Here is a 20078-nt window from a genome sequence, read left to right as displayed (position 1 = left end):
CTTTCCGTTCTTTCGCAGAGGTGCGCATGTCAACGGTCGTCTTCGCCGCGCTGATCGCGCTGTCGCTCTATCTCGCCATCCGATCCGGCCGTGGCCGCGGCAAGCAGAGCGTGCATGATTTCTTCGTCGCATCGCGCCAGTTCGGCACGGCGCTCGTGTTCTTCCTGACCGCCGGCGAGATCTACAGCATCGGCACGATGGTCGGTTTCCCCGGCGGTATCTACGCGAAGGGGCCGACCTATGGCGTGTGGTTCCTCGGCTATATCCTGCTCGCCTACCCGATCGGCTATTTCGTCGGCCCGAAGATCTGGGAGGCCGGCAAGCGTCACAACGCGATCACGCTGCCCGACCTGTTCAAGGGCCACTACCGCAGCCGCGGGCTCGAGCTGGTCGTTGCGTGCGCATCGATCCTGTTCCTGATCCCGTGGGGGCAGCTGCAGTTCACCGGGCTCGTCGCGGCGCTGAAGGGGCTCGGCTGGCATGTCGAGCCGCTGTACCTGATCCTCGTGTGCGCGGCGCTCGCGTTCACCTATATCGCGATCTCCGGCGTGCGCGCGTCGGCGTACATCGCGATCCTGAAGGACATCCTGATGCTGCTCGCGATCGTCGTGACGGGCGTGGCCGTCGCGTGGCAGGTCGGCGGCGTGCATCCGGTGTTCGACGCCGCGAGCCGGCAGGTCAGTAACACGATGAGCGGATCGCAGCTGCGCTTCTCGATGAGCACGATGCTGTTCCAGTCGCTCGGCTTCTACCTGATGCCGTTCGCCGCGCAGAATTTCTTCACTGCGCGCGGGCCGAACGCGATTCGCCGCACGCAGGTCGTGATGCCGCTGTACATGCTGATGTATCCGTTCCTCGTGATCGCGTCGTACTACGCGATCACCGCGAACCTGACGCTTGCGTCGCCGAACGATGCGTTCTTCGCCGCCGTCACGCACCTGCTGCCCGGCTGGCTGATCGGCCTCGTCGCGGCCGGCGCCGCGCTGTCGGGGCTGCTCGTGCTGGCCGGCATCTGCCTCGCGATCGGGCCGATTGTCACGCGCAACCTGATGCCGAACCTGCCCGAATCGCGCCAGAAGCGTGCGGCGAAGTACGTGATCGTCGGCTACCTGTTGCTGTCGATCGCGACCACGCTGCTGACGCCGAACCTGATGCTCACGCTGATCAACACCACGTACTACGGCGTCACGCAGTTCCTGCCGGGCGTGTTGATCCTGCTTGCGGGGCGCCAGGTGCGGCCTGTCGCGGTCGGGGCCGGGATGATCTGCGGCCAGGTGCTCGCGATGATCTTCTACGTGTTCCATGTCGACTTCGGCGGCATCAACCTCGGCCTCGTGTGCCTCGTCGTCAACGTGCTCGTCGTCGCGGCCGTGCATGTGATGCTGCACGGCCGTCCGGTGAAGCAATACGCCGTATCCTGAACCAGCGGCGTGCCGCCGCAAGGAGAACCGCATCCCATGCAAGCATCCGCAATCCCGGCCGCACCCGTGACGGTGTTCACGGCGCGCCGCATCCTGACGATGAACCCGGCGCAGCCGTCGGCCACGCACGTCGCCGTGCGCGACGGACGCATCCTCGCGGTCGGCGACGCCGCCGACGCGGCCGCATGGCAGGCGCGGTTCGGCGCGTATACGACCGACGACACGCTGCGCGACAAGGTGCTGATGCCGGGGCTCGTCGAAGGGCATTGCCACCTGATGGAAGGTGCGATGTGGGACGCCGTTTACGTCGGCTACTACGATCGTCGCGGCCCCGACGGCACGCTGTGGCCGGGGCTGCGTTCGCTCGACGCGGTGCTCGAACGGCTCGCCGCCGCCGAGCGCGCGATGACCGACGACGGGCCGCTGCTCGCGTGGGGCTTCGATCCGATCTTCTTCGGCACGGCGCGGCTGACGACGCGCGAGCTCGATCGCGTGTCGGCGCAGCGGCCGATCGCGATCCTGCATGCGAGCGTGCATCTGATGAACGTGAACGGCGCGATGCTCGCGCGCGCGGGCATCGACGAGGACACCGACATCGACGGCGTGACGCGCGATGCCGACGGCCGCCCGACCGGCGAGCTGCAGGAGTTCGCGGCGATGCTGCCGGTCTATCAGACGATCGGCGGCAAGCTGGCGATTTCCGCGAGCGAGAAACCGCACGCGATCTGGAATTTCGGGCGCGTCGCGCAGCTCGCGGGCGTGACGACGGCCACCGATCTCGTCAACGACCTGTCGGCCGACGGTAACCGCACGCTGCATGACGTCACCGCCGATCCGGACTACCCGGTGCGGATCGTGCCGGCGTTCGCGCCGCAGCGCAATCCGGCCCGCTCGGCCGACAGCGTGCTCGCGGAGATCGAGCGCAATACCGACAAGCTGCATTTCGGGCCGGTGAAGTTCATCGTCGACGGCTCGATCCAGGGTTTCACCGCGCGCGTGCGCTGGCCCGGTTACGCGGGCGGGCAGCCGAACGGGCTGTGGCTGATTCCGCCCGCACAGCTCGTCGACGTGTTCGAGCCGTTCCATCGCGCGGGGCTGCAACTGCATGTGCACACCAACGGCGACGAAGCGACCGACGTCGTGCTCGATGCGATGACGACGCTGCTCGCGCGCCACCCGCGCCCCGATCATCGCCATACGCTGCAGCATTGCCAGATGGCGGACGCCGCGCAGTTGAAGCGCGTTCGCGCGCTCGGGATGTGCGTGAACTTCTTTGCGAATCATCTGTACTACTGGGGCGATGCGCATTACAGCCAGACCATCGGCCCCGATCGCGCGAACCGGATGGATGCGGCCGGCTCCGCGCAGCGGCTCGGCATTCCGTTCGCGCTGCATTCGGATGCGCCGATCACGCCACTGAATCCGCTGTTTACCGCATGGTGCGCGGTGCAGCGCGAGACGGCATCCGGGCGCGTGCTCGGCGAAGGCGAGCGGCTGGCGGTCGACGATGCGCTGCATGCGATCACGCTCGGTGCGGCCTATACGTTGCGGATGGATCATCTCGTCGGCAGCATCGAGATCGGCAAGTTCGCGGATTTTGCGGTGCTCGACGACGATCCGTCGGTGTGCGCGCCCGCGCGCCTGAAGGAACTCGCCGTGTGGGGCACCGTGCTGGGCGGGCGCGTGTTCCGGTCGCCGCGATGAGCATGCCGGTTGCGCCCGCCGAGGCCGCGCGTGCACCGATCGACCTCGCGGTGATCGGCGGCTATCTCGGCGCAGGCAAGACGACGGTCGTCAACGCGATCCTGCAGGCGCCGCATGGCCGGCGCATCGCGGTGCTCGTCAACGATTTCGGCGCGGTGAACATCGATGCGCGGCTCGTGCGTGCGCGTGGTGACGACGTGATCGAGCTCGACAACGGCTGCATCTGCTGCACGATCGGCGGCGCGCTTGTCGATGCACTGACGCGCGTCGCGACACGCGACGTACGGCCCGAACTGCTGCTCGTCGAAGCGAGCGGGGTGGCCGATCCCGCGAAAATCGCACAGATCGGACTACTGAACGGTGCATTCCGGCTGACGTCGGTGCTCGTCGTCGCCGATGCGATTGCGTGGCGCGACACGCTCGCCGATCCGCTCGTCGGCGCGATGGCGCAGCGCCAGCTCGATGGCGCGGGTGCGATCGTCGTGACCAAGCTCGACCGCGTGGCGCCCGCACAGCGCGACGCGGTGCTCGACGACGTGCGCGCGTGCGCGCCGACCGATATCGTCGTTGCCGCGCGGCATGGCGAAATTCCGCTCGCGCTGCTGTTCGACGCAGCCGTGCCCGATCGCATGAGCGTGCCGGATATCGCGCGTGCGCACCGGCCGATCGGACATGACGCGATGCCGGCGTTCGCGAGCGTCACCGTCGCCGCGCCGGATGTGCTCGACAAGGCGCGGCTGCGCGCGTGGCTGAAGGCGTTGCCGCGCACGATCCTGCGCGCGAAGGGCATCGTTCGCGTGGCCGATGCGAAAGGGGCGGTCGCCACGCGGGTCTGCCAGGTCGCGGCGCGGCGCATCCGGCTTTCATCGATGGAGGACGAAGGGCTGGCTCCGCTCGACGGGGACGGTGTGATGGTCTTCATCGGGATCATCGACGCGGCTGCGCAGGCCGTGTTGCGCGACGGCATCGTGCAGTGCAGCGTGACTGCCGAAACGGTTGCGCCGACATGCTTCCAGTCAACCAAGTAAGGCATCCGTAATAAGCGATGCCGAGTGACGGAAGGCGTGAATCCGCCTTCAATCTGCGTAACAATTTTCCCAGTGGGTCTTCGCAGGGCTTTGTGGTATACGTCTGAGCTTATCGCGGCACGTTGCGGTGGGCACGGGCATCGACCGGCCCTACTTTTGATGACGCACGTCAGGCGTACGAAGGGCCCGCGGCACTTCGCGCCCGGATAAGGGATAAGAACAATGGAGAACACAGCACAAGCCCTGAGAGACCTTGCGCTGGGCCCGCAGCACAACCGGCAAGTGCAGATCAGCTTTCCGGACGATAACGCGCCTTACAGAATCCTTCTGCCGAACGCATTCGATGGGGTTGAATCCTTATCGAAGGATTTCGCTTACACGATCGAAATCCTGTCGGACAACGACCATCTCGAATCGAAGGATTTCATCGGCAAGCGCGTGACGGTGAGCCTGTTGCGCGGCGACGGCACGCAACGATATTTCAATGGGCATATCTTCGCGTTCCGGCACGTTCGCACGGACGGCGGCTGGGTGTTCTACGAGCTGCAGGTCGGGCCCTGGCTGCGCTATCTGAAGTACGGCAAGCACAATCGCCTGTTCCTCGACCAGAATCTGCACGATCAGACGGCGACAGTATTTAAGGACTACGGCATATTGCCCGAGTGGGCGTGGAAGGTCGGCGAGAACGATCCGCCGATGACGATGGCCTGTCAGTTCGACGAAGACGACCACAACTACGTGCATCGGCGCTGGGAACACGCGGGTTATCTGTACTGGTACGAGCACACGGCTACGTCGCACAAGCTGACCGTCTCCGATCCGACGCGTCCCGCACCCACGATCGACGGCAGGCATCATGAAATCCGCTTCCACAATGGCATGGGCGCGGAGGAAGCGGACAGCATTCTGAGCTGGTCGCCATTCCAGCAGACAACGTCGACGCATGCGGAACTGTCCCGTTTCGACTTCAAGGCCCCGACACCGACCCATGTTCAAACGGGCCTGTTGAGCCCCGACGCCACGCTGCCGCCACTCGAATGGAACGAGTATGTCGGCGCGTACGGCTACCGGAACATGGACCACGGCTATCAGGTCGTCAATCGCCGGATGGAGGAAATCGAAGCGACGATCAAGCGCTTCGATGCAAAGGGCAACAATCGCTTCGTGCAGCCGGGCCGCTGGTTCAGGCTCACGGACCGTTACGGGTCGGCGCTGAGCCGCGAGCAACGCGACGACGAATACCTGATCGTCTCGGTCCGGCACGTGGCGACCAACAACTATCTGCAGGACACGGGTGTGCTGGCGGAATACCGCAACGCGTTCACGTGTGTTCCCAAGGCGACCCCATGGCGGCCCGGGCGCGGCTTCAACAGCGTCCAGACGAAGATTCTCGCGCCGCAGACAGCGACCGTTGTCGGTCAGTCCGGCACGAGCATTCACACGGACGAACACGGCCGCGTGCTGGTTCAATTCCACTGGGATCGCGACGGCAAGTATTCGACCTGGGTGCGGGTCGCGAGCGGCTGGGCCGGCGGCGGCCAGGGGATGGCGGCGCTGCCCCGGATCGGGTCCGAAGTGATCGTGCAATGGCTCGACGGCAATCCGGACCACCCGATCATCACGGGCCGCATGATGAACGCGCGCAACGTGCCGTCATGGAAGCTGCCGGACGAGCATGCGCTGATGGGCATTCGCAGCCGGGAACTGAACGGTGCCGACGGCAACGCATCGGGCGGCCGCAGCAATCACCTGATTTTCGACGATACGGCGAACGCCATTCAGGCGCAGCTTCGGTCCGACCATGCGGCGAGCCAGCTCTCGCTCGGCAAGATCACCCGCATCGAGGATTGGCAGGGTCGAAAGGATGTGCGCGGCGAGGGCTTCGAACTGCGTACCGACCAGGTGGGCGCGATCCGGTCCGGCAAGGGCATGGTCATCAGCACCGAGGTGCGTCCTGCCGCGCAAGGGCACCTCTCGGACGTGAGTGAGCCAGCGTCACGCCTGACCAAGGCGCAGACGCTTCATGCGCAATCGGCCAAGCTCGCGCAGCACTATCAGGCGCAGGACAGCGGGGCGGACCAGACGCCGATTGCCGATGCGCTGAAATCGCAGGTGGACGGCATTCAGGGTGCGGGGGCGACGGGCAGCAGCGACAAAGGGGACTTCCCGGAGCTCGACGAAGCGCACCTGCTGTTGGCCGGCGCGGCAGGCATTGCCGTCACGACCCCCGCCACGGTGCACGTCACGGGTGGGCAGCACGTGGGCGTCACGGCCGGCGATAGCCTGTCGGTCGCGACCGGCAAGTCGTTTTTCGCGAGCGTGTCGGACAAGTTCTCGCTGTTCGTCCACAAGATGGGAATGAAGCTGATCGCCGCGAGCGGCAAGGTGCAAGTGCATGCGGAAAACGACGAGCTGGAATTGCTGGCGAAGAAGGTTGTCGCGATCATCAGCACGACGGACTGGATCAACCTCACCGCCAAGCAGGGGATTCGCCTGACCGCGGGTAATAGCCAGTTCGAGGTCAGCGCGAAGGGAATCGTGGGCTACACGCCCGGCGAAAACAGGATTCACGCCGGCAGTCACGATACGGTCGGGCCGCAGAGTGTGCCGGCGAAGTTCCCGGGTTCGGATTTGTGTGCACCGGTCGCGGGCGACGCTGCGCAAGCCGGTCAGGCGTCGGTTTCGCTCTCCTGACGGATGAACATGTCTTCCCCCGCCATGCAAATCGCCGTGGATCAGCCGGGACCGCTCACGTCGGGCTATCTGCTGGTCGAGCCGGCGACGCTCGACTATGCGCCCGATCTTGCTGCACTGGATATGCGTCCCTGCACGCCGCGCGTGCTGGCACATCGCGAAGAACTGATGCCAAGGCTGATTGATCTGGGTTCGCTCGATCCGGACGCCCAACAGACGGTCACGCGGTACTGGCATGAAGAAATCGACGCCGAACGCCCACCTGTTGCTTGCGCATGGATCAGGAGCGCCGTTGAGATCGACGGCGTCGCCGCGCATATTGCGCGCTATCTGGTCGGCCCGGATGCGGGTGGCGAGCCTGTTTTCTGGCGGCACTACGATCCGCGCGTGTTCGCCCTGGCGTTGGCGATTTTCAGTCCGGACCAGCAGCAAGCGCTTCTGGGTCCCATACAGGCGTGGCAGTTCGCATGGGCGGGTCACATATGGCACGTCGACGGCCCCGGTGTCGAATCCGATCCCGCCGGGCAGTCGCTTGGCTGGCCGCGCGTCGATCAATGGCCGCGCATCAATCGAAGCGAGATCGTCGATCGGATACGCCGCCGATTTTCAGGTTTCTCGGTGGGGCAGGCCTCTAGGTTTCCGTCCATGGCCGATTCGTTTCTCAACGCCGCTGCGGCGAACGGCCACCATTCCGCTACCGATGAACTGGTTGACGCCGCGTGGCAACAGCTGTCGCATGAGCTTGCGAGTGAGTAATACCTGTCAACTCACTTGACCTAATTCCGAGGATCGACCATGCCCAGGAAAGGCTGTCCGATGTGCGACCGAGAGTCGCTGCTGATCTATCCGGTCCGATACGCGATCGCTTGTCCGCTGGGGGCGGCCAAAGCACCCGCGCTATCCGGTCAATTCAAGATCGATGCCAACGCGCCACAGTCGGTCGGATCGGCCAAATACACGCTTCGCGCGTTGCGTCAGGGATACCTGTACACCTACGACGAGAAGCGAAAGCAACTGTTCGCATACATGGTCCTCGACGGCGGCGTGTTGTTCAAGTTTGCGCCGGATATCACGCCGCCCCTTGCGCAATCTGCAGAACGCCTCGCCGAGAGTAGCTGCCCATCCGGCAAGGATTGGGCCGGCTCGTACGGGCGTTGCGTCAATGTTCAACACACGCCGGGCAGCGACGAAGCGGGCAACTTCTGGATCGGCTGGTCCAATGTGTTATGGACCAAGGACCTCGTCTATAACAAGATCAAGGACGAGAAATGGCGCAAGCTGCATATGCAATGCATCAACGTTCCAGCGATGGTCGCCGGCAACGCGACCGATACCGGTGAATTTCAGGCCAGCCAGAAAAACATCGCGCATTTCGTGATGGACGGGCCGGCGATGAAGGACGCATTCGGGTTCAGCAACCGCGCACCCAAGGACGAGATCGCATTGCGGCGGAAGGACGTCGCCAAGATCATCCAGGGTGCGATGACCGAATCTCCGCTCAAGAAAGGTTTCGTCATCGCTGTCAACGATCCCGTTGGCATGACCAACGACCTTGCCGAACTGACCGTCCCCAACACGAACAGCGGTTTCGATAACGAGACCTACTGGAAATTCATTTCGGCCCAATTGCTGGAGCGCGCCGAAGCCAGCGTTCGATTGAACGCACGGGAAGAAACCCGGGCAAGTTACGCGTCGAGTGAGCTTGCAGCGCAAGTCGACGTCGATCCGATGGCGATGGCGCCCGGCGGGGGCGGCGGTGCTGGCGACATCTCGGGTGCATACCGAATCGTGAAGGGGTGGTTCAGTACCGGTAGTCTGTCAAAGGCGCTGGATGAAGACGCCCGCCAGGCGCGGGATGTTCCCGGCGCGCAACGGAAGGCGGCTGACGAAGCCTGGGAGGAAGCGTCAACCAAAAAAGGAGCGGACAACAAACCCGTCAGCGTCATCGACATGAGTGCGCGTGACAAATTTCTCAACGAGGAGTACCCGCACAAGCTCGATGCGTTCAAGCCCTTCTGGCAACCGCTCGTGCAAGCGCATGTCGGCTGGCTCAAGTCAAAGTTGCTCGCGGACTGGATGGCGGGCACACATGACCCGAAGGACATCCGCAGCGGATATGCCTATAGCGAATCGTGTGCGCAAGCGATCGGTACGGCGGCGGGTACCGAGGAGTGCCAGAAGGTACTCAACGACTGGTTGAGCGGTCGGGCATCGGACACCGGCAACCTGTACGCACGTGCGTTGATGTTCAATCATGAGCAGCTTATCCAGGCCGCAGACGCGCAAGTGCATGGCTCCGATATCCAGTACGAAAATTTTATGAATATCTACAAGAATGCATTCGAGGATATAGAAAAGAAGCATCAGGGGGCAAACCTGATCGACCGCCTTGTCTTTACCACCGCGAATACTTTCGTAAACATTCTTGCAAAGGGGCTGAAAGGACCCGCAGTCGGATTCGTGACCATTCGTCTGGCGCTACACGCGGGCACCCCAATCAAGGCCGCGCACATCACGCCAGCCCAAATGCGAAACTGGATCGTCAATCAGGGGGAGATGCTCGGTTTGCCAGTGGACAGCGACCAACTCAGCCAACAGGCCGCCGCAGCCAATATCCGCAAGGAGGTCGTGAAGGCGTCTCCGCCATCGGACCCGGCTGTGTTCGCGTACGAACTCGACACGGACGCATGGGTAAAGGCGGGCACGCTTGACGCGAGCGACGTCAAGGTCATCAAGGTCCCCGGTGTCGAAACGACTCGGAAATGGTTGGGCTCGTCGTCACCGTACAAATTCAACCAGGGGGTAGCCACGGCAATTTTCCAGCTTGCCACCCTCACGTTTGCGTACAAGGATTACGCCGGCAGCGATCAGTTCAACCGCGGCGAAAACCTGTTGAAGCTCACGGGCTCGCTCGTGTCGATTCTCGGCAATATCGTTGAATCCGTCTCTGAAACAGTCAAGGCCGCGCCTGCTCATCCGCTCTCGGCATACCTGATGAAGCAATGGGCCGGTGCCGAAGGCTGGGCCGAGACAGGCGCGCGGGTAGGACGAACAATCGGCGCCGTCGCAGGCATAGTGCTCGCCGGCTATGATTTGTTAAAGAATATGCCCGAGGCTTATGCGAATAAAGAAAAAGGTCTTGCCAGACTCTATGCCATTGGCGGAGTTCTCGGTATTTACATATCACTATCGCCGTTCTTCTCGGTTTTGCCGGCAGTTATCGTTGCATGGCTCCCTCCTTTCTGGATTGTTTTTGTTGCTGCGATCATCGTCGGTATCCTGATCGCTCACTTCAAGGCAGCGGCAATCAAGGACTGGATATCCCGATGCAGGTTCAGCAAAGGCGAGCACTATAGTTCATTGGATGATGAGCTGAAGGCATTCGATTCGGCAATCGGGGGGTGATGATGGATGAGCGTTTGATGAAGAAATGCATTGGCATGCCAGTTCCCGAGTGGGACTTGGCACATCGTCTGTCGATAAAACAACCTTCTGGCCCTGACATCCAGGATTTCGGATCGATCTTCAGCATCAACTCCGTATTCATGGATGTGATCGAACCTTCATTTCTGGAAAAGCAGTGGTTTATTACCGGTGTTGCGATCGCTTTTGTCGCGATGGGAATTGGGCCATATATTTATTATGTCACCCATCGCGATGGATCATCCGGTGATTTCGTGATGAACGGCATTGCCATTTTTGCAGTGTTGCTGTTTGGTTCGATCGTTTGGCAGCTAGGCCGCGGCCTGTTTTTCGGCCTGCGATACCGTCCGATTCGATTCCACCGTGAATCGCAAAAACTATATGCGATCCGGGCGCGACGCTTTTCCGCGAAGCAGGGCGAGGGGGATGTGGTCTGGGAGGCTCCCTGGACCGAAGATTCCATTTTTTGCCTGCATCGTGAAGACAGCCCGTTCGGAACGGTCTTTCACATCAGACATTACACGGTCGACGAACAAGGCAACGTGACGCAGGTGTTCTCCATCGGACGTGAATGGAGCGGCAAGATTCAGGTCAAGATGGCCCTGGCCGAGTGGAACTACTGGCGCAAATACATGAACAGTGGTCCCAACGGTTTGCCCAAGCCGATGTTGTTTCATACCCAGAATGAAACACCACGCGAGGCATTCCTGTTTTCGCTCTACAGCTTCGGGATGCGTGCGCCTGTTTTCGTCCGTCTGTTGATGATGCCGATGATCCTGGTTTTCACGGCAATGCGAATGCTGGCGAACGCGACGTGCCGCGATCCGGTCTGGCCGAAATCGATCGAAGCAATCTCCGTGGTCGCTTCGAACGATCCGTATGCCGAGCCTCGCGCGGGCACCCCGGTCGGCTGGGGCGATACCGTCCTCGCACAGCAGCGCGGCGAATATCCGAATGATCCCAAGGCCCAGGTCGAGAACTGGACAAGTCGGGCCGACGGCATGGCGTATGCGGAGACATGGCTCGACGATCCAGCCGCCGAGATTTGAGAAGGTGGGAAGACGATGAAGGACGAGAACGGACGTGGCGTGATCCGACTGCACGACAAGACGACCCACGGTGGCGAAGTGATCACGGCGAGCGACGATTTGACGGCACTGGGCGTTCCGGTTGCGCTGAAGGGGCACCTGACATGGTGTCCGAAGTGCGGCGGGCAGTTCAGGATTCTTCCGCAAGACAGTACCCGCAGCCATCACGGCACGCCGGTCGCCTTTCATGACGATTTGACGGAATGCGGCGCGCAGTTGATTTCGTCGCTCGAATAAAGGTGTTGCGCGTGAGCGGTTCGGTGGATCGGATGAACGGGACCGTGCATGATCGCGCTTGCTCGAACGCTCCGCGACCATTTTCGCGGCTCGGCAAGCGAAAGCGTACCGGACGGCTCGCGGCGCTCGAACGGCGCTTCGTGCTGGACGGGCCGATGAACTGTAATGTTCAGTGGCCGGTCCGTTCGGCGCAGACCGGCCGGGAGCTGACGCGACGCGCGGCCAGGCCCGGCATGCAGTTGTTTGATCCGATCGCGAGCAGGCCGGATCGTCGCGACACGGCGGCGGCGCCGCGCGGTCCGTTGGCTCGTATCCTTCTCGCTACGCAAGACGATCGATGACGGCGCGTGACGGCCGTCAGGTCATGCCGGAGCCAGGCTGTCCGAAACAGATCGAGGCTATTGCAGTGGGCCGCCGATCAACGCGTGTGCAGATGTCGGTTTCGTCGTGATCCTGTCCGAACCGATGGCACCTGGTGCGAAGGCCGATGGCCGTTTGGATCGCAGCAGACTTCATTTGCGTGACACGGTCCTGACTGTTTCTCGTCCGGGCGGCGTGCATGACGTTGCCGCTGGCCGCATCCGCATCAGCGCCGTGTGGGCGCGCTCGCGGGGCGCTTGGTGCGTGACGGCGTTTGGGGGTCGAATGTTTCTTTTGTACGGTTCTTATTGAAACGAGGCAATCAAGTTGAACATGCCATTCCTGCGCGTGACAGCCGCGCTGCTGCCGCTGTTGCTGCCGCTGGCCACGCACGCGGCCGGCTTCGACTGCGCGAAAGCCGCGTCGCCAACCGAGAAGACGATCTGTGCGGATGCGGCGCTGTCGAAGCTCGACGGCGAACTGGCGGCGGCGTGGAAGAAGGCGCTCGCAAAGGGCGGCGATACGGCTGCGCTGAAGGCCGCGCAATTGAAGTGGCTCAAGCAGCGCGACCAGTGCGGCGGCGACGAGCAGTGCCTCGGCGACCGCTACCGCGAACGGCTCGCGAGCCTGAACGGCACGCCGCTGGCCGCTGACCGTTGGCAGCAGACGTGGTATCGCGACAGCGACAACCCGTCGTTCGACGGCATGCTGACGTTCACCGGCACGGCACCGCATCTTCATTTCGAACTGAGCGGCAACAACGGCGCGAACACGGGCGAGCTTGGCGGCGATATCGAACTGCACGGCAACAGCGGCACGTACCGCCACGATCAATGCCGGCTCGATTTCAGTCGCAAGGGTGCACGCGTGCAGGTTGCCCAGCACGGCGACGATGGAGATTGCGGCGCCGGTGCGGGCGTCGTCTACTCGGGAGACTACGTGACGGCGGCGCAGGCACAAGCGAAACCGCCCGCGGATCTCGTGAGCCTGGCCGTGCTGGCCAATGCGCAGCAGAACGCGACCGCGCACAAGCTGCTCGGCGCCGATTATCAGACGCTCGTCGACATCGTCAATTACGGCGCCGACGAAAAGGATCTCGACGGGCTCAACACGCACGTGACGAAGTACTGGGTGCGTGGCATCGCGACGACGAATGCAGCGATCGTGATGCGGCGCGGCAACGATCTATGGATCGGGCTGCTCGTGTTCGACGCGCAGAACAACGTCCGGATGCGCTATTACACGAACGTACCGGCGTGGAAGAAAACCGTGCCGAAGACCATCCTGGCGTGGCATGACAATCTCGACAAGACGCTGCCGGTCGACGTGATGCGGTGACGGGCAGGCAGGACGGCCAGAGCTGCTCGGCCTACCTTCATTCTTTTCGCGCCGCGCGCGCCTGCGCCAGCGGGGCGGCCGATTCCCGTGTGCGTAACTCGGGCAGGGCCGCATGACCGGGCCCGTTGCGCCATGCTCGAGCGCATCGGGCAAGGCCCGCGCGGCCGGGCGCCCGATTGCACCGACGTCGCACCCCGTCGGCGTGCCGGCATGCTGCCGACACGGCACCGCCGCACGACGCCATCTTGATCCGTCCCATTGCGCCATCGCGCCGCCCGCAAGCCCCAAGCTGCTGCGCGTCGCGATCCGCCACCGCCACCGCCACCGACTGACCGGCGTATGTTCACGTCGGACGACAAAAGCACACAAATCTGATCAAACCACCTCGACGCTCTTGTAACGATTAGTAATATTATGCGGCGGAGCGTTTTTTACCGATGAACTGTTGAATCCGCATCCGCTTCCCATGCAACACGTAATGACGACAAGCCAGCCACCGATCCTGGCGGCACCGGTTGATGCGGTGCTGCACGCCGTGATCGATGAGGTCGTCCACCGGAGCGTGTCGGAAGCGACGACGCGCAATGGCTACATGCGATGTGCCGACTACGCGATCGTCGGTGCGCGGGTGCTGACGCTGCTGACCGGCCAACCTTACCGGCCGTTCGCGGGTGGGGAAGTGCTGGATTTCGGCGGCGGCAACCTGTATGCGCTGTGCACGACGCGCGAGCGACGCCGCACCGCGCGGCATCTGTCGCAACTGGCGAGGTATCACTGCTGGATCGAGGCGCGTCACGACGATATCGACGGTCGCGCACGCAAGGAAATCGTCGATTTCACGCTGCGCCATGACGAGACCGTGGCAAACAATCTGGGGATGCCGTTCGCGCGCCCGCACCAGGCGTATTTCTGGGGCTGGGACGACGAACACACGGTACCGGCCGAGCTGCACGACCATCCGGTGTTCGCGAAACAGGGCCCCGTGTGGCGCTGGGCGGAGCGTGAATGCACGTCGCTGCTGCGCGCATACGAGCGCGAGCGGCCCGGTTATTTCGGGCGTCAGGTGTCGCGTGCGATCGACTTGTTCGCCGATCGCGTCGAAGGTCTCGGCTGACGGCCCCCCGCTTCTGGCGACCCGTGGGCAGGCCGTTTGCCGCACTTGCGCGAACCGGGGAAGGAAGCCCGGCGCGCTTGTCCACCGCGGGGCGTGAGCGACGTGTGCAGACGCGACACCGTGCGCGGCGGCGCGAGCCGGTCGATCCGTCAACCGGCGGCCGCCACTACGCTCATCGAGCGGCCCGGACACTCATCCCTTGTTCGCCAGCGTGCCGTTGCTGTTGGCGCCGCCGAACAGCCGCGTCAGGTACTGCGTGTTCGAGTTCATCTTGGCCATCAGCGCGTTGAGCGCCGTGAACTGCGCCTGGTACTGCCTGGTCAGTTGCGACGCGTAGTCGGCCAGATCGGACTGCTGCTGCGTGACGCGCTTCAGGTCGCTGCTCAGCGCGTTCGTGCGCACGTCGATCATTCCGCCCTTCTTCGTGAAGGGGGCGATCTGCTCGGCCATGCGCGTGCCCATCCCGTTCTTCGGGTTGAACAGGTGCGCGACGCCCGACGGGTTGGCGGTCAGCGCAACGTCGAGCTTCGCGCTGTCGAGCTTCAGCGTGCCGTCCTTCTCGAGCGAGATGCCGATCGACATCAGGTTGGTGTGCCCGTGGCCGCTGCTGTTGCCGACGCCGCGCGCGACGACTGAAGCAAGCGCGTTGCGGATCGTGTTCAGCGTCGAATCGCCGAGCAACACCCCCTGCGAGCTCGCCCCTGGCGTGAAGCTCGACAGCGTGCCCATCGTCTTGACGGCGGTGTTGTACAGGTTCACGAAATTCGTGATCGTCGTTGCCTGCGACTTCGTGTCCGTGCTGACCGTCAGCGTCTGCGTATCGGTCGCGCTGACCGCGGCCGCCGACAGGTTCAGCGTGACGCCGTTCAGCACGCCCGACACCGCATTGCTGGCGCTGGTCGACGCGATGCCGTTGAGCGTGAACTTCGCATCCTGCGCGACGGTGCTCTGCCGCCACGCGGCGGCGCTGTTCGCCGACTGGATCTTCGATGCGCCGCCGGACGTGTCGGCCGTCGACGTGACGCCGAGGCTCGACAGCCCGTTGTCGTTGGCCACGTTGCCGACCGCAACGCTGATCGCGTTCGCCGAGCCCGTCTTGGTCGACGCGAGCACGAGGTGCGCGCCGTCGGTGCCGTTGATGACCGTTGCGCTGATTCCCGGGTTGTTCGCCGCGGTGTTGATCGCGGCCGCGATGCCCGGCAGCGTGTTGTTCGAGCGGTTGACGTCGACCTTGAACGACTGGCTGCCGAGCGATAGCGTCAGCGTGCCGGTGCCGAGCGCCTTGCTTGCATCGACGCCCGACGAAGCCAGCGCCTGCGCGGTCGCGATCTGCGTGACGCCGACCGTGTAGATGCCGGCGACCGCCCCCGCACTGGTCGTCGCGGTCAGGCCCTTGCCGCTCGCAACCGCGGTGAACGTCGACTGCAGCCCACCGTTCGTCAACTGCGTGAGTCCCGCCTCGAGCGCCCCCAGCGCGGACGACAGCGCGCCGAACGCGGAAATCCGCGTGGTGCCGGTGGTCTGCGACGCGGCAAGCGCGGCGGCCCGGCCGGCCGTTTTTGCGTTCACCAGCGTCTTGACGAGCGTGCCGACGTCCATCGACTGATTGCCGGTCGAGCCGTTGATGATCGATTGCGCCGCCTCTTGCATCAGGCTGCTCGCGTTCGCGCTGCTGCTCACGGGCGTGTTCGTTGCCATGGGAGGTCTCCGGTTGAAAAGCGATCCTGTGACCAGCGGCTGCCGAGTCGGCCTGCAGGCTGTTTCCGGTGCGACGCGTTCCGGCGTTCGCGGGCGGTGTCGGGGAAACGTAAGGACGTGCGCTATCGTATATTTAAATCGGTATTACTTGGTAATTTTTTGTAATGATTGTTGAGAAAAATGCGGATGGGCGAGAGGCGGGGTGATTCGAGATAGAAATTGGCGTTTTTTGGCAGGAAAAACATCATTTTGATTGTATTTTCTTAGGGACTTTTGCCGGCATTGAAAACTTGCGGATGGCGTGAATATTTGATGAAATTTTTTAGCTTGCCTTGCTAAACATCGGGTCGATAGACCGTGCCCCTGCCGAAAATCGAGACCGCGAGGCTTGGCGGCTCGACAGGGGCTTGCGAAGAAAATTGGAAAAACCCAGTCGATGCGTAAACGGCCACTGACATTAGCGTTGTCATGGTTGTTCAAGAATTTTCCCGGGTCAGAATCTTGCCGACTACAAGAGCTCCGGCGAAATTCATAGACATATGCGCGCACTGTAGTTGAAGGGAATTTCCGAAGACTCGTTATGTCGTCTTAATAGAGATCGCAGTAGTGGCCAGACGGAACCAGTCGATCGATTTCTAGCTGGACCGACATGCAGTCGCCGCGGATCGGGCATCTCGTGGCTGTCACCACGTGCGACAGCGTTGCCGCATCACCGGCTTTCGACCAAACAGGCGGGCGAATGGGAACTCGGCCGCCCGGCGCCCGCGCAGTTTGCGGTGGTCACGGAGATCGTCGACTCCGTGACGTGGATCGGCCGGTATGTCACTGATTCGAATGACCGTCGCGCGCAATTCATCGAGGGGATGCACCGGATCGAGTGGCACGAACGTGCATTGCTCACGGTACTGCCCGAACGATCACTCACTGCTCCGGGGATGCCCGCCGGGTCGTTTCGAAGTGAGCGCTCGACATAGGTTCATCCTATGGCTGGCAGTGCGATCGAATATTTGCGCAACCCTCGGCGACGGGTTCAAATGCCATTTCAATCAGCGCATTCAATCAAGCCCAAAGCGTGAGCGTGCCTGTTGCGGCAGGCGGCACATCGTACGGGCGACCGAGGAGATAGCAGGTGCGAATTCTGGTGGCAGTCAAACGTGTCGTCGACTACAACGTGAAGGTCCGCGTGAAGTCGGACAACACGGGTGTCGACATTGCGAACGTGAAGATGTCGATGAACCCGTTCGACGAAATCGCGGTTGAAGAAGCGGTGCGCCTGAAGGAAGCGGGCGTGGCGACCGAAGTGATCGCCGTGTCGGTGGGCGTCGCGCAAGCGCAGGAAACGCTGCGTACGGCGCTGGCGATCGGCGCGGATCGCGCGATCCTGGTCGAATCGACCGACAGCGTCGAGCCGCTGGCCGTCGCGAAGATCCTGAAGGCGCTGGTCGACAAGGAACAGCCGCAACTGGTGATCCTCGGCAAGCAGGCGATCGACGACGATTCGAACCAGACGGGCCAGATGCTGGCTGCGCTGGCAAGCCTGCCGCAAGCGACGTTCGCGTCGAAGGTCACGGTGGCCGACGGTAAGGCAACGGTCGCACGTGAAGTCGACGGCGGCGCGGAAACGCTGTCGCTGACGCTGCCGGCGGTGATCACGACCGACCTGCGCCTGAACGAGCCGCGCTACGTGACGCTGCCGAACATCATGAAGGCGAAGAAGAAGCCGCTGGAAACCGTGACGCCGGAAGACCTGGGCGTGGACGTTGCGCCGCGTCTGAAGACGCTGAAGGTGGTCGAGCCGCCGAAGCGCGCAGCCGGCGTGAAGGTGCCGGACGTGAAGACGCTGGTCGAGAAGCTGAAGACCGAAGCCAAGGTACTGTAAGAGGGAGCGGAAAGAAATGACGATTCTGGTGATTGCAGAACACGACGGCGCATCGATCAAGGCAGCGACGCTGAACACGGTGGCGGCGGCAGCCGAGGTAGGCAAATTCGTCGGCGGCGACATCCACGTGCTGGTCGCGGGCCACAACGCGCAAGCGGCAGCGAACGCAGCAGCGAAGATCGCAGGGGTGTCGAAGGTACTGCTGGCCGACGCGCCGCAGTTGGCCGATGGTCTTGCCGAGAGCGTCGAAGCGACGGTGATGAACATCGCGAAGGACTACTCGCACATCCTCGCGCCGGCCACGGCCTACGGCAAGAACATCGCCCCGCGTATCGCCGCGAAGCTGGACGTCGCGCAGATCTCGGACATCACGGCGGTCGATTCGGCCGACACGTTCGAACGTCCGATCTACGCGGGTAACGCGATCGCGACGGTGCAGTCGAGCGATCCGATCAAGGTGATCACGGTGCGTGCAACGGGTTTCGATCCGGTGGCAGCGGAAGGCGGCAGCGCGTCGGTCGAGAAGATCGAAGCGGCAGCCGACGCTGGCAAGTCGCAATTCGTGAGCCGTGAAGTGACGAAGCTGGACCGTCCGGAACTGACGAGCGCGAAGATCATCGTGTCGGGCGGCCGCGGTCTGGGCAGCGGCGAGAACTTCGCGTTGGTGCTGGAGCCGCTGGCATACAAGCTGTCGGCAGCCCTGGGTGCATCGCGCGCGGCCGTCGACGCGGGCTACGTGCCGAACGACTACCAGGTCGGCCAGACCGGCAAGATCGTCGCACCGCAGCTGTACATCGCAGTCGGCATCTCGGGTGCGATCCAGCATCTGGCCGGCATGAAGGATTCGAAGGTGATCGTCGCGATCAACAAGGATCCGGAAGCACCGATCTTCAGCGTGGCCGACTACGGCCTCGTCGGCGATCTGTTCACCCTCGTGCCGGAGTTACGCGAAGCATTGCAGTGATCGGCGAGTCTTGCCTCCTGTTCGTCCCCTTTACAGAAGATTGCCATGTCACCCGAAGTTGCCTTCTCCGCCCAGTCATATCTTTTTGTTCCGGGTAATCGGCCGGAGCGTTTTGCGAGCGCGCTTGCGAGTGGCGCCGACGCGGTCATCATCGATCTCGAGGATGCCGTGGAACCCGCAGCCAAGGACAGCGCCCGGGAAACCGTGAGGGCATGGGTATCGCGCGACCAGCCGGTTCTCGTGAGAATCAACGGACGTGGTACGCCCTGGTTCGAGCAGGATGCAAAACTCGTCGGGCTCGAAGGTATCGCGGGTGTCGTCATTCCCAAAACGGAGGGGCTCGACGATATCGTCGAAGTCGTATCGAACGCGAAACGTAAGATCCCGGTTTTTCCTCTCATTGAAACGGCAAGAGGGATGTGGTCGGCGATGGACATCGCAAAAGCGCCTTATGTGAAGCGCTTGATGTTCGGCACGCTCGACTTCATCGCGGAGATGGGAACCGATGACGATGGCGAGGCGTTGAATCCCTACCGGGCCCAGCTTGCCCTTGTGTCGCGTGTCGCCGGGATTGAGCAGCCGGTAGACGGTGTCACGCCTGATATCCACGATACGGAGCGGCTCGTGGCGGATACGCAGAACGGCAAGCGTCACGGCTTCGGCGCGAAGCTCTGTATCCATCCCGGGCAGATCGCGGCGGTACACGCGTGTTACTGCCCGAGCGCTCGCGATGTCGAGTGGGCGACTCGCGTGGTCGATGCGGTGTCTCGTGCAGACGGTGCTGCAACGACGGTGGATGGAAAGATGGTCGACCGTCCGGTTTTGTTGCGTGCGCAGAAGGTCCTCGCATTTGCGTCGCACCGCAGGAGCGGGGCCGGAGGGGCGGTTCTGCCCGGCGGCCGCGTATGAGTTCGTGAAGAACGGCGACGACAGCGACCGCCTGGTGATCAACGCGCAGAACTGCGTGCGCTGCAAGGCCTGCGACATCAAGGACCCGACGCAGAACATCGTGTGGGTCACGCCGGAAGGTGGCGGCGGCCCGAACTACCCGAACATGTGAAGCGGAAGAGACAAACCCGCTCATGACGAAAGACGAGGGGTTTGCCAACAATCGGAATCACGAGACTGCG

General features: G+C 62.9%; 16 protein-coding genes and 2 pseudogenes. 16 read left to right on the top strand and 2 right to left on the bottom strand.

Annotated features, from left to right (window positions below):
• Positions 1 to 26: 26 nt before the first annotated feature.
• The 11 genes from G3N61_RS02085 (at position 27) to G3N61_RS02035 (ending at position 14407) form a co-directional block, all read left to right on the top strand.
• Positions 27 to 1421 carry a sodium:solute symporter family protein gene (locus G3N61_RS02085; RefSeq protein WP_043184007.1) on the top strand — a complete coding sequence of 465 codons (1395 nt, stop codon included), beginning with the start codon at positions 27 to 29 and terminating at the stop codon, positions 1419 to 1421.
• A 36-nt stretch (positions 1422 to 1457) separates the two neighbouring features.
• Positions 1458 to 3125 carry an amidohydrolase gene (locus G3N61_RS02080; RefSeq protein ID WP_205821287.1) on the top strand — a complete coding sequence of 556 codons (1668 nt, stop codon included), beginning with the start codon at positions 1458 to 1460 and terminating at the stop codon, positions 3123 to 3125.
• A gap of 2 nt (positions 3126 to 3127) precedes the next feature.
• Positions 3128 to 4153 carry a GTP-binding protein gene (locus tag G3N61_RS02075; protein ID WP_205821286.1) on the top strand — a complete coding sequence of 342 codons (1026 nt, stop codon included), beginning with the start codon at positions 3128 to 3130 and terminating at the stop codon, positions 4151 to 4153.
• A gap of 222 nt (positions 4154 to 4375) precedes the next feature.
• Entirely contained in the window at positions 4376 to 6847 is a 2472-nt protein-coding gene (locus G3N61_RS02070) for a type VI secretion system Vgr family protein (RefSeq protein WP_205821284.1), read from the top strand.
• A gap of 9 nt (positions 6848 to 6856) precedes the next feature.
• Positions 6857 to 7603, top strand: a complete 747-nt coding sequence (locus tag G3N61_RS02065; protein ID WP_205821281.1) for a DUF4123 domain-containing protein — start codon at positions 6857 to 6859, stop codon at positions 7601 to 7603.
• A 39-nt stretch (positions 7604 to 7642) separates the two neighbouring features.
• The gene (locus G3N61_RS02060; RefSeq protein ID WP_205821279.1) at positions 7643 to 10252 is read left to right on the top strand and encodes a T6SS effector BTH_I2691 family protein; all 2610 of its coding nucleotides are present in this window, start codon (positions 7643 to 7645) and stop codon (positions 10250 to 10252) included.
• 17 nt (positions 10253 to 10269) lie between these two features.
• Positions 10270 to 11319, top strand: coding sequence for a DUF6708 domain-containing protein (locus G3N61_RS02055; RefSeq protein WP_230624371.1), 1050 nt, complete (start codon positions 10270 to 10272; stop codon positions 11317 to 11319).
• A 15-nt stretch (positions 11320 to 11334) separates the two neighbouring features.
• Entirely contained in the window at positions 11335 to 11595 is a 261-nt protein-coding gene (locus tag G3N61_RS02050; protein ID WP_205821277.1) for a PAAR domain-containing protein, read from the top strand.
• Between the two features lie 11 nt (positions 11596 to 11606).
• Entirely contained in the window at positions 11607 to 11936 is a 330-nt protein-coding gene (locus G3N61_RS02045; RefSeq protein ID WP_205821276.1) for a hypothetical protein, read from the top strand.
• A 352-nt stretch (positions 11937 to 12288) separates the two neighbouring features.
• Positions 12289 to 13293 carry a lysozyme inhibitor LprI family protein gene (locus tag G3N61_RS02040; protein ID WP_205821358.1) on the top strand — a complete coding sequence of 335 codons (1005 nt, stop codon included), beginning with the start codon at positions 12289 to 12291 and terminating at the stop codon, positions 13291 to 13293.
• A 466-nt stretch (positions 13294 to 13759) separates the two neighbouring features.
• On the top strand, positions 13760 to 14407 hold the full coding sequence (locus tag G3N61_RS02035; protein ID WP_043184016.1) for a hypothetical protein: 648 nt from the start codon (positions 13760 to 13762) through the stop codon (positions 14405 to 14407).
• 192 nt (positions 14408 to 14599) lie between these two features.
• Here G3N61_RS02035 and fliD read toward each other — a convergent pair whose 3' ends face one another.
• Together fliD and G3N61_RS02025 are read right to left on the bottom strand one after the other, a co-directional pair.
• Positions 14600 to 16105, bottom strand: a complete 1506-nt coding sequence (gene fliD / locus G3N61_RS02030; RefSeq protein ID WP_205821275.1) for a flagellar filament capping protein FliD — start codon at positions 16103 to 16105, stop codon at positions 14600 to 14602.
• Positions 16106 to 16249: 144 nt separating this feature from the next.
• Entirely contained in the window at positions 16250 to 16585 is a 336-nt protein-coding gene (locus G3N61_RS02025; RefSeq protein ID WP_205821274.1) for a hypothetical protein, read from the bottom strand.
• Positions 16586 to 16764: 179 nt separating this feature from the next.
• Here G3N61_RS02025 and G3N61_RS39370 point away from each other — a divergent pair.
• The 5 genes and pseudogenes from G3N61_RS39370 to G3N61_RS02005 form a co-directional block, all read left to right on the top strand.
• A pseudogene (locus G3N61_RS39370) lies at positions 16765 to 17004 on the top strand (aminotransferase); the annotation flags it as partial.
• 230 nt (positions 17005 to 17234) lie between these two features.
• Entirely contained in the window at positions 17235 to 17984 is a 750-nt protein-coding gene (locus tag G3N61_RS02020) for an electron transfer flavoprotein subunit beta/FixA family protein (protein WP_205821273.1), read from the top strand.
• Positions 17985 to 18000: 16 nt separating this feature from the next.
• On the top strand, positions 18001 to 18948 hold the full coding sequence (locus G3N61_RS02015) for an FAD-binding protein (RefSeq protein WP_205821272.1): 948 nt from the start codon (positions 18001 to 18003) through the stop codon (positions 18946 to 18948).
• A 45-nt stretch (positions 18949 to 18993) separates the two neighbouring features.
• Entirely contained in the window at positions 18994 to 19857 is an 864-nt protein-coding gene (locus tag G3N61_RS02010; protein ID WP_205821270.1) for a CoA ester lyase, read from the top strand.
• A pseudogene (locus G3N61_RS02005) lies at positions 19817 to 20008 on the top strand (4Fe-4S dicluster domain-containing protein); the annotation flags it as partial. The gene G3N61_RS02010 and the pseudogene G3N61_RS02005, both read left to right, overlap by 41 nt.
• Positions 20009 to 20078 lie beyond the last annotated feature (70 nt).

Origin of the sequence: Burkholderia sp. Ac-20349, from assembly GCF_017104865.1 — a bacterium.
Lineage (GTDB): Bacteria > Pseudomonadota > Gammaproteobacteria > Burkholderiales > Burkholderiaceae > Burkholderia > Burkholderia aenigmatica.
This window is presented reverse-complemented; position numbering and strand designations above follow the sequence as displayed.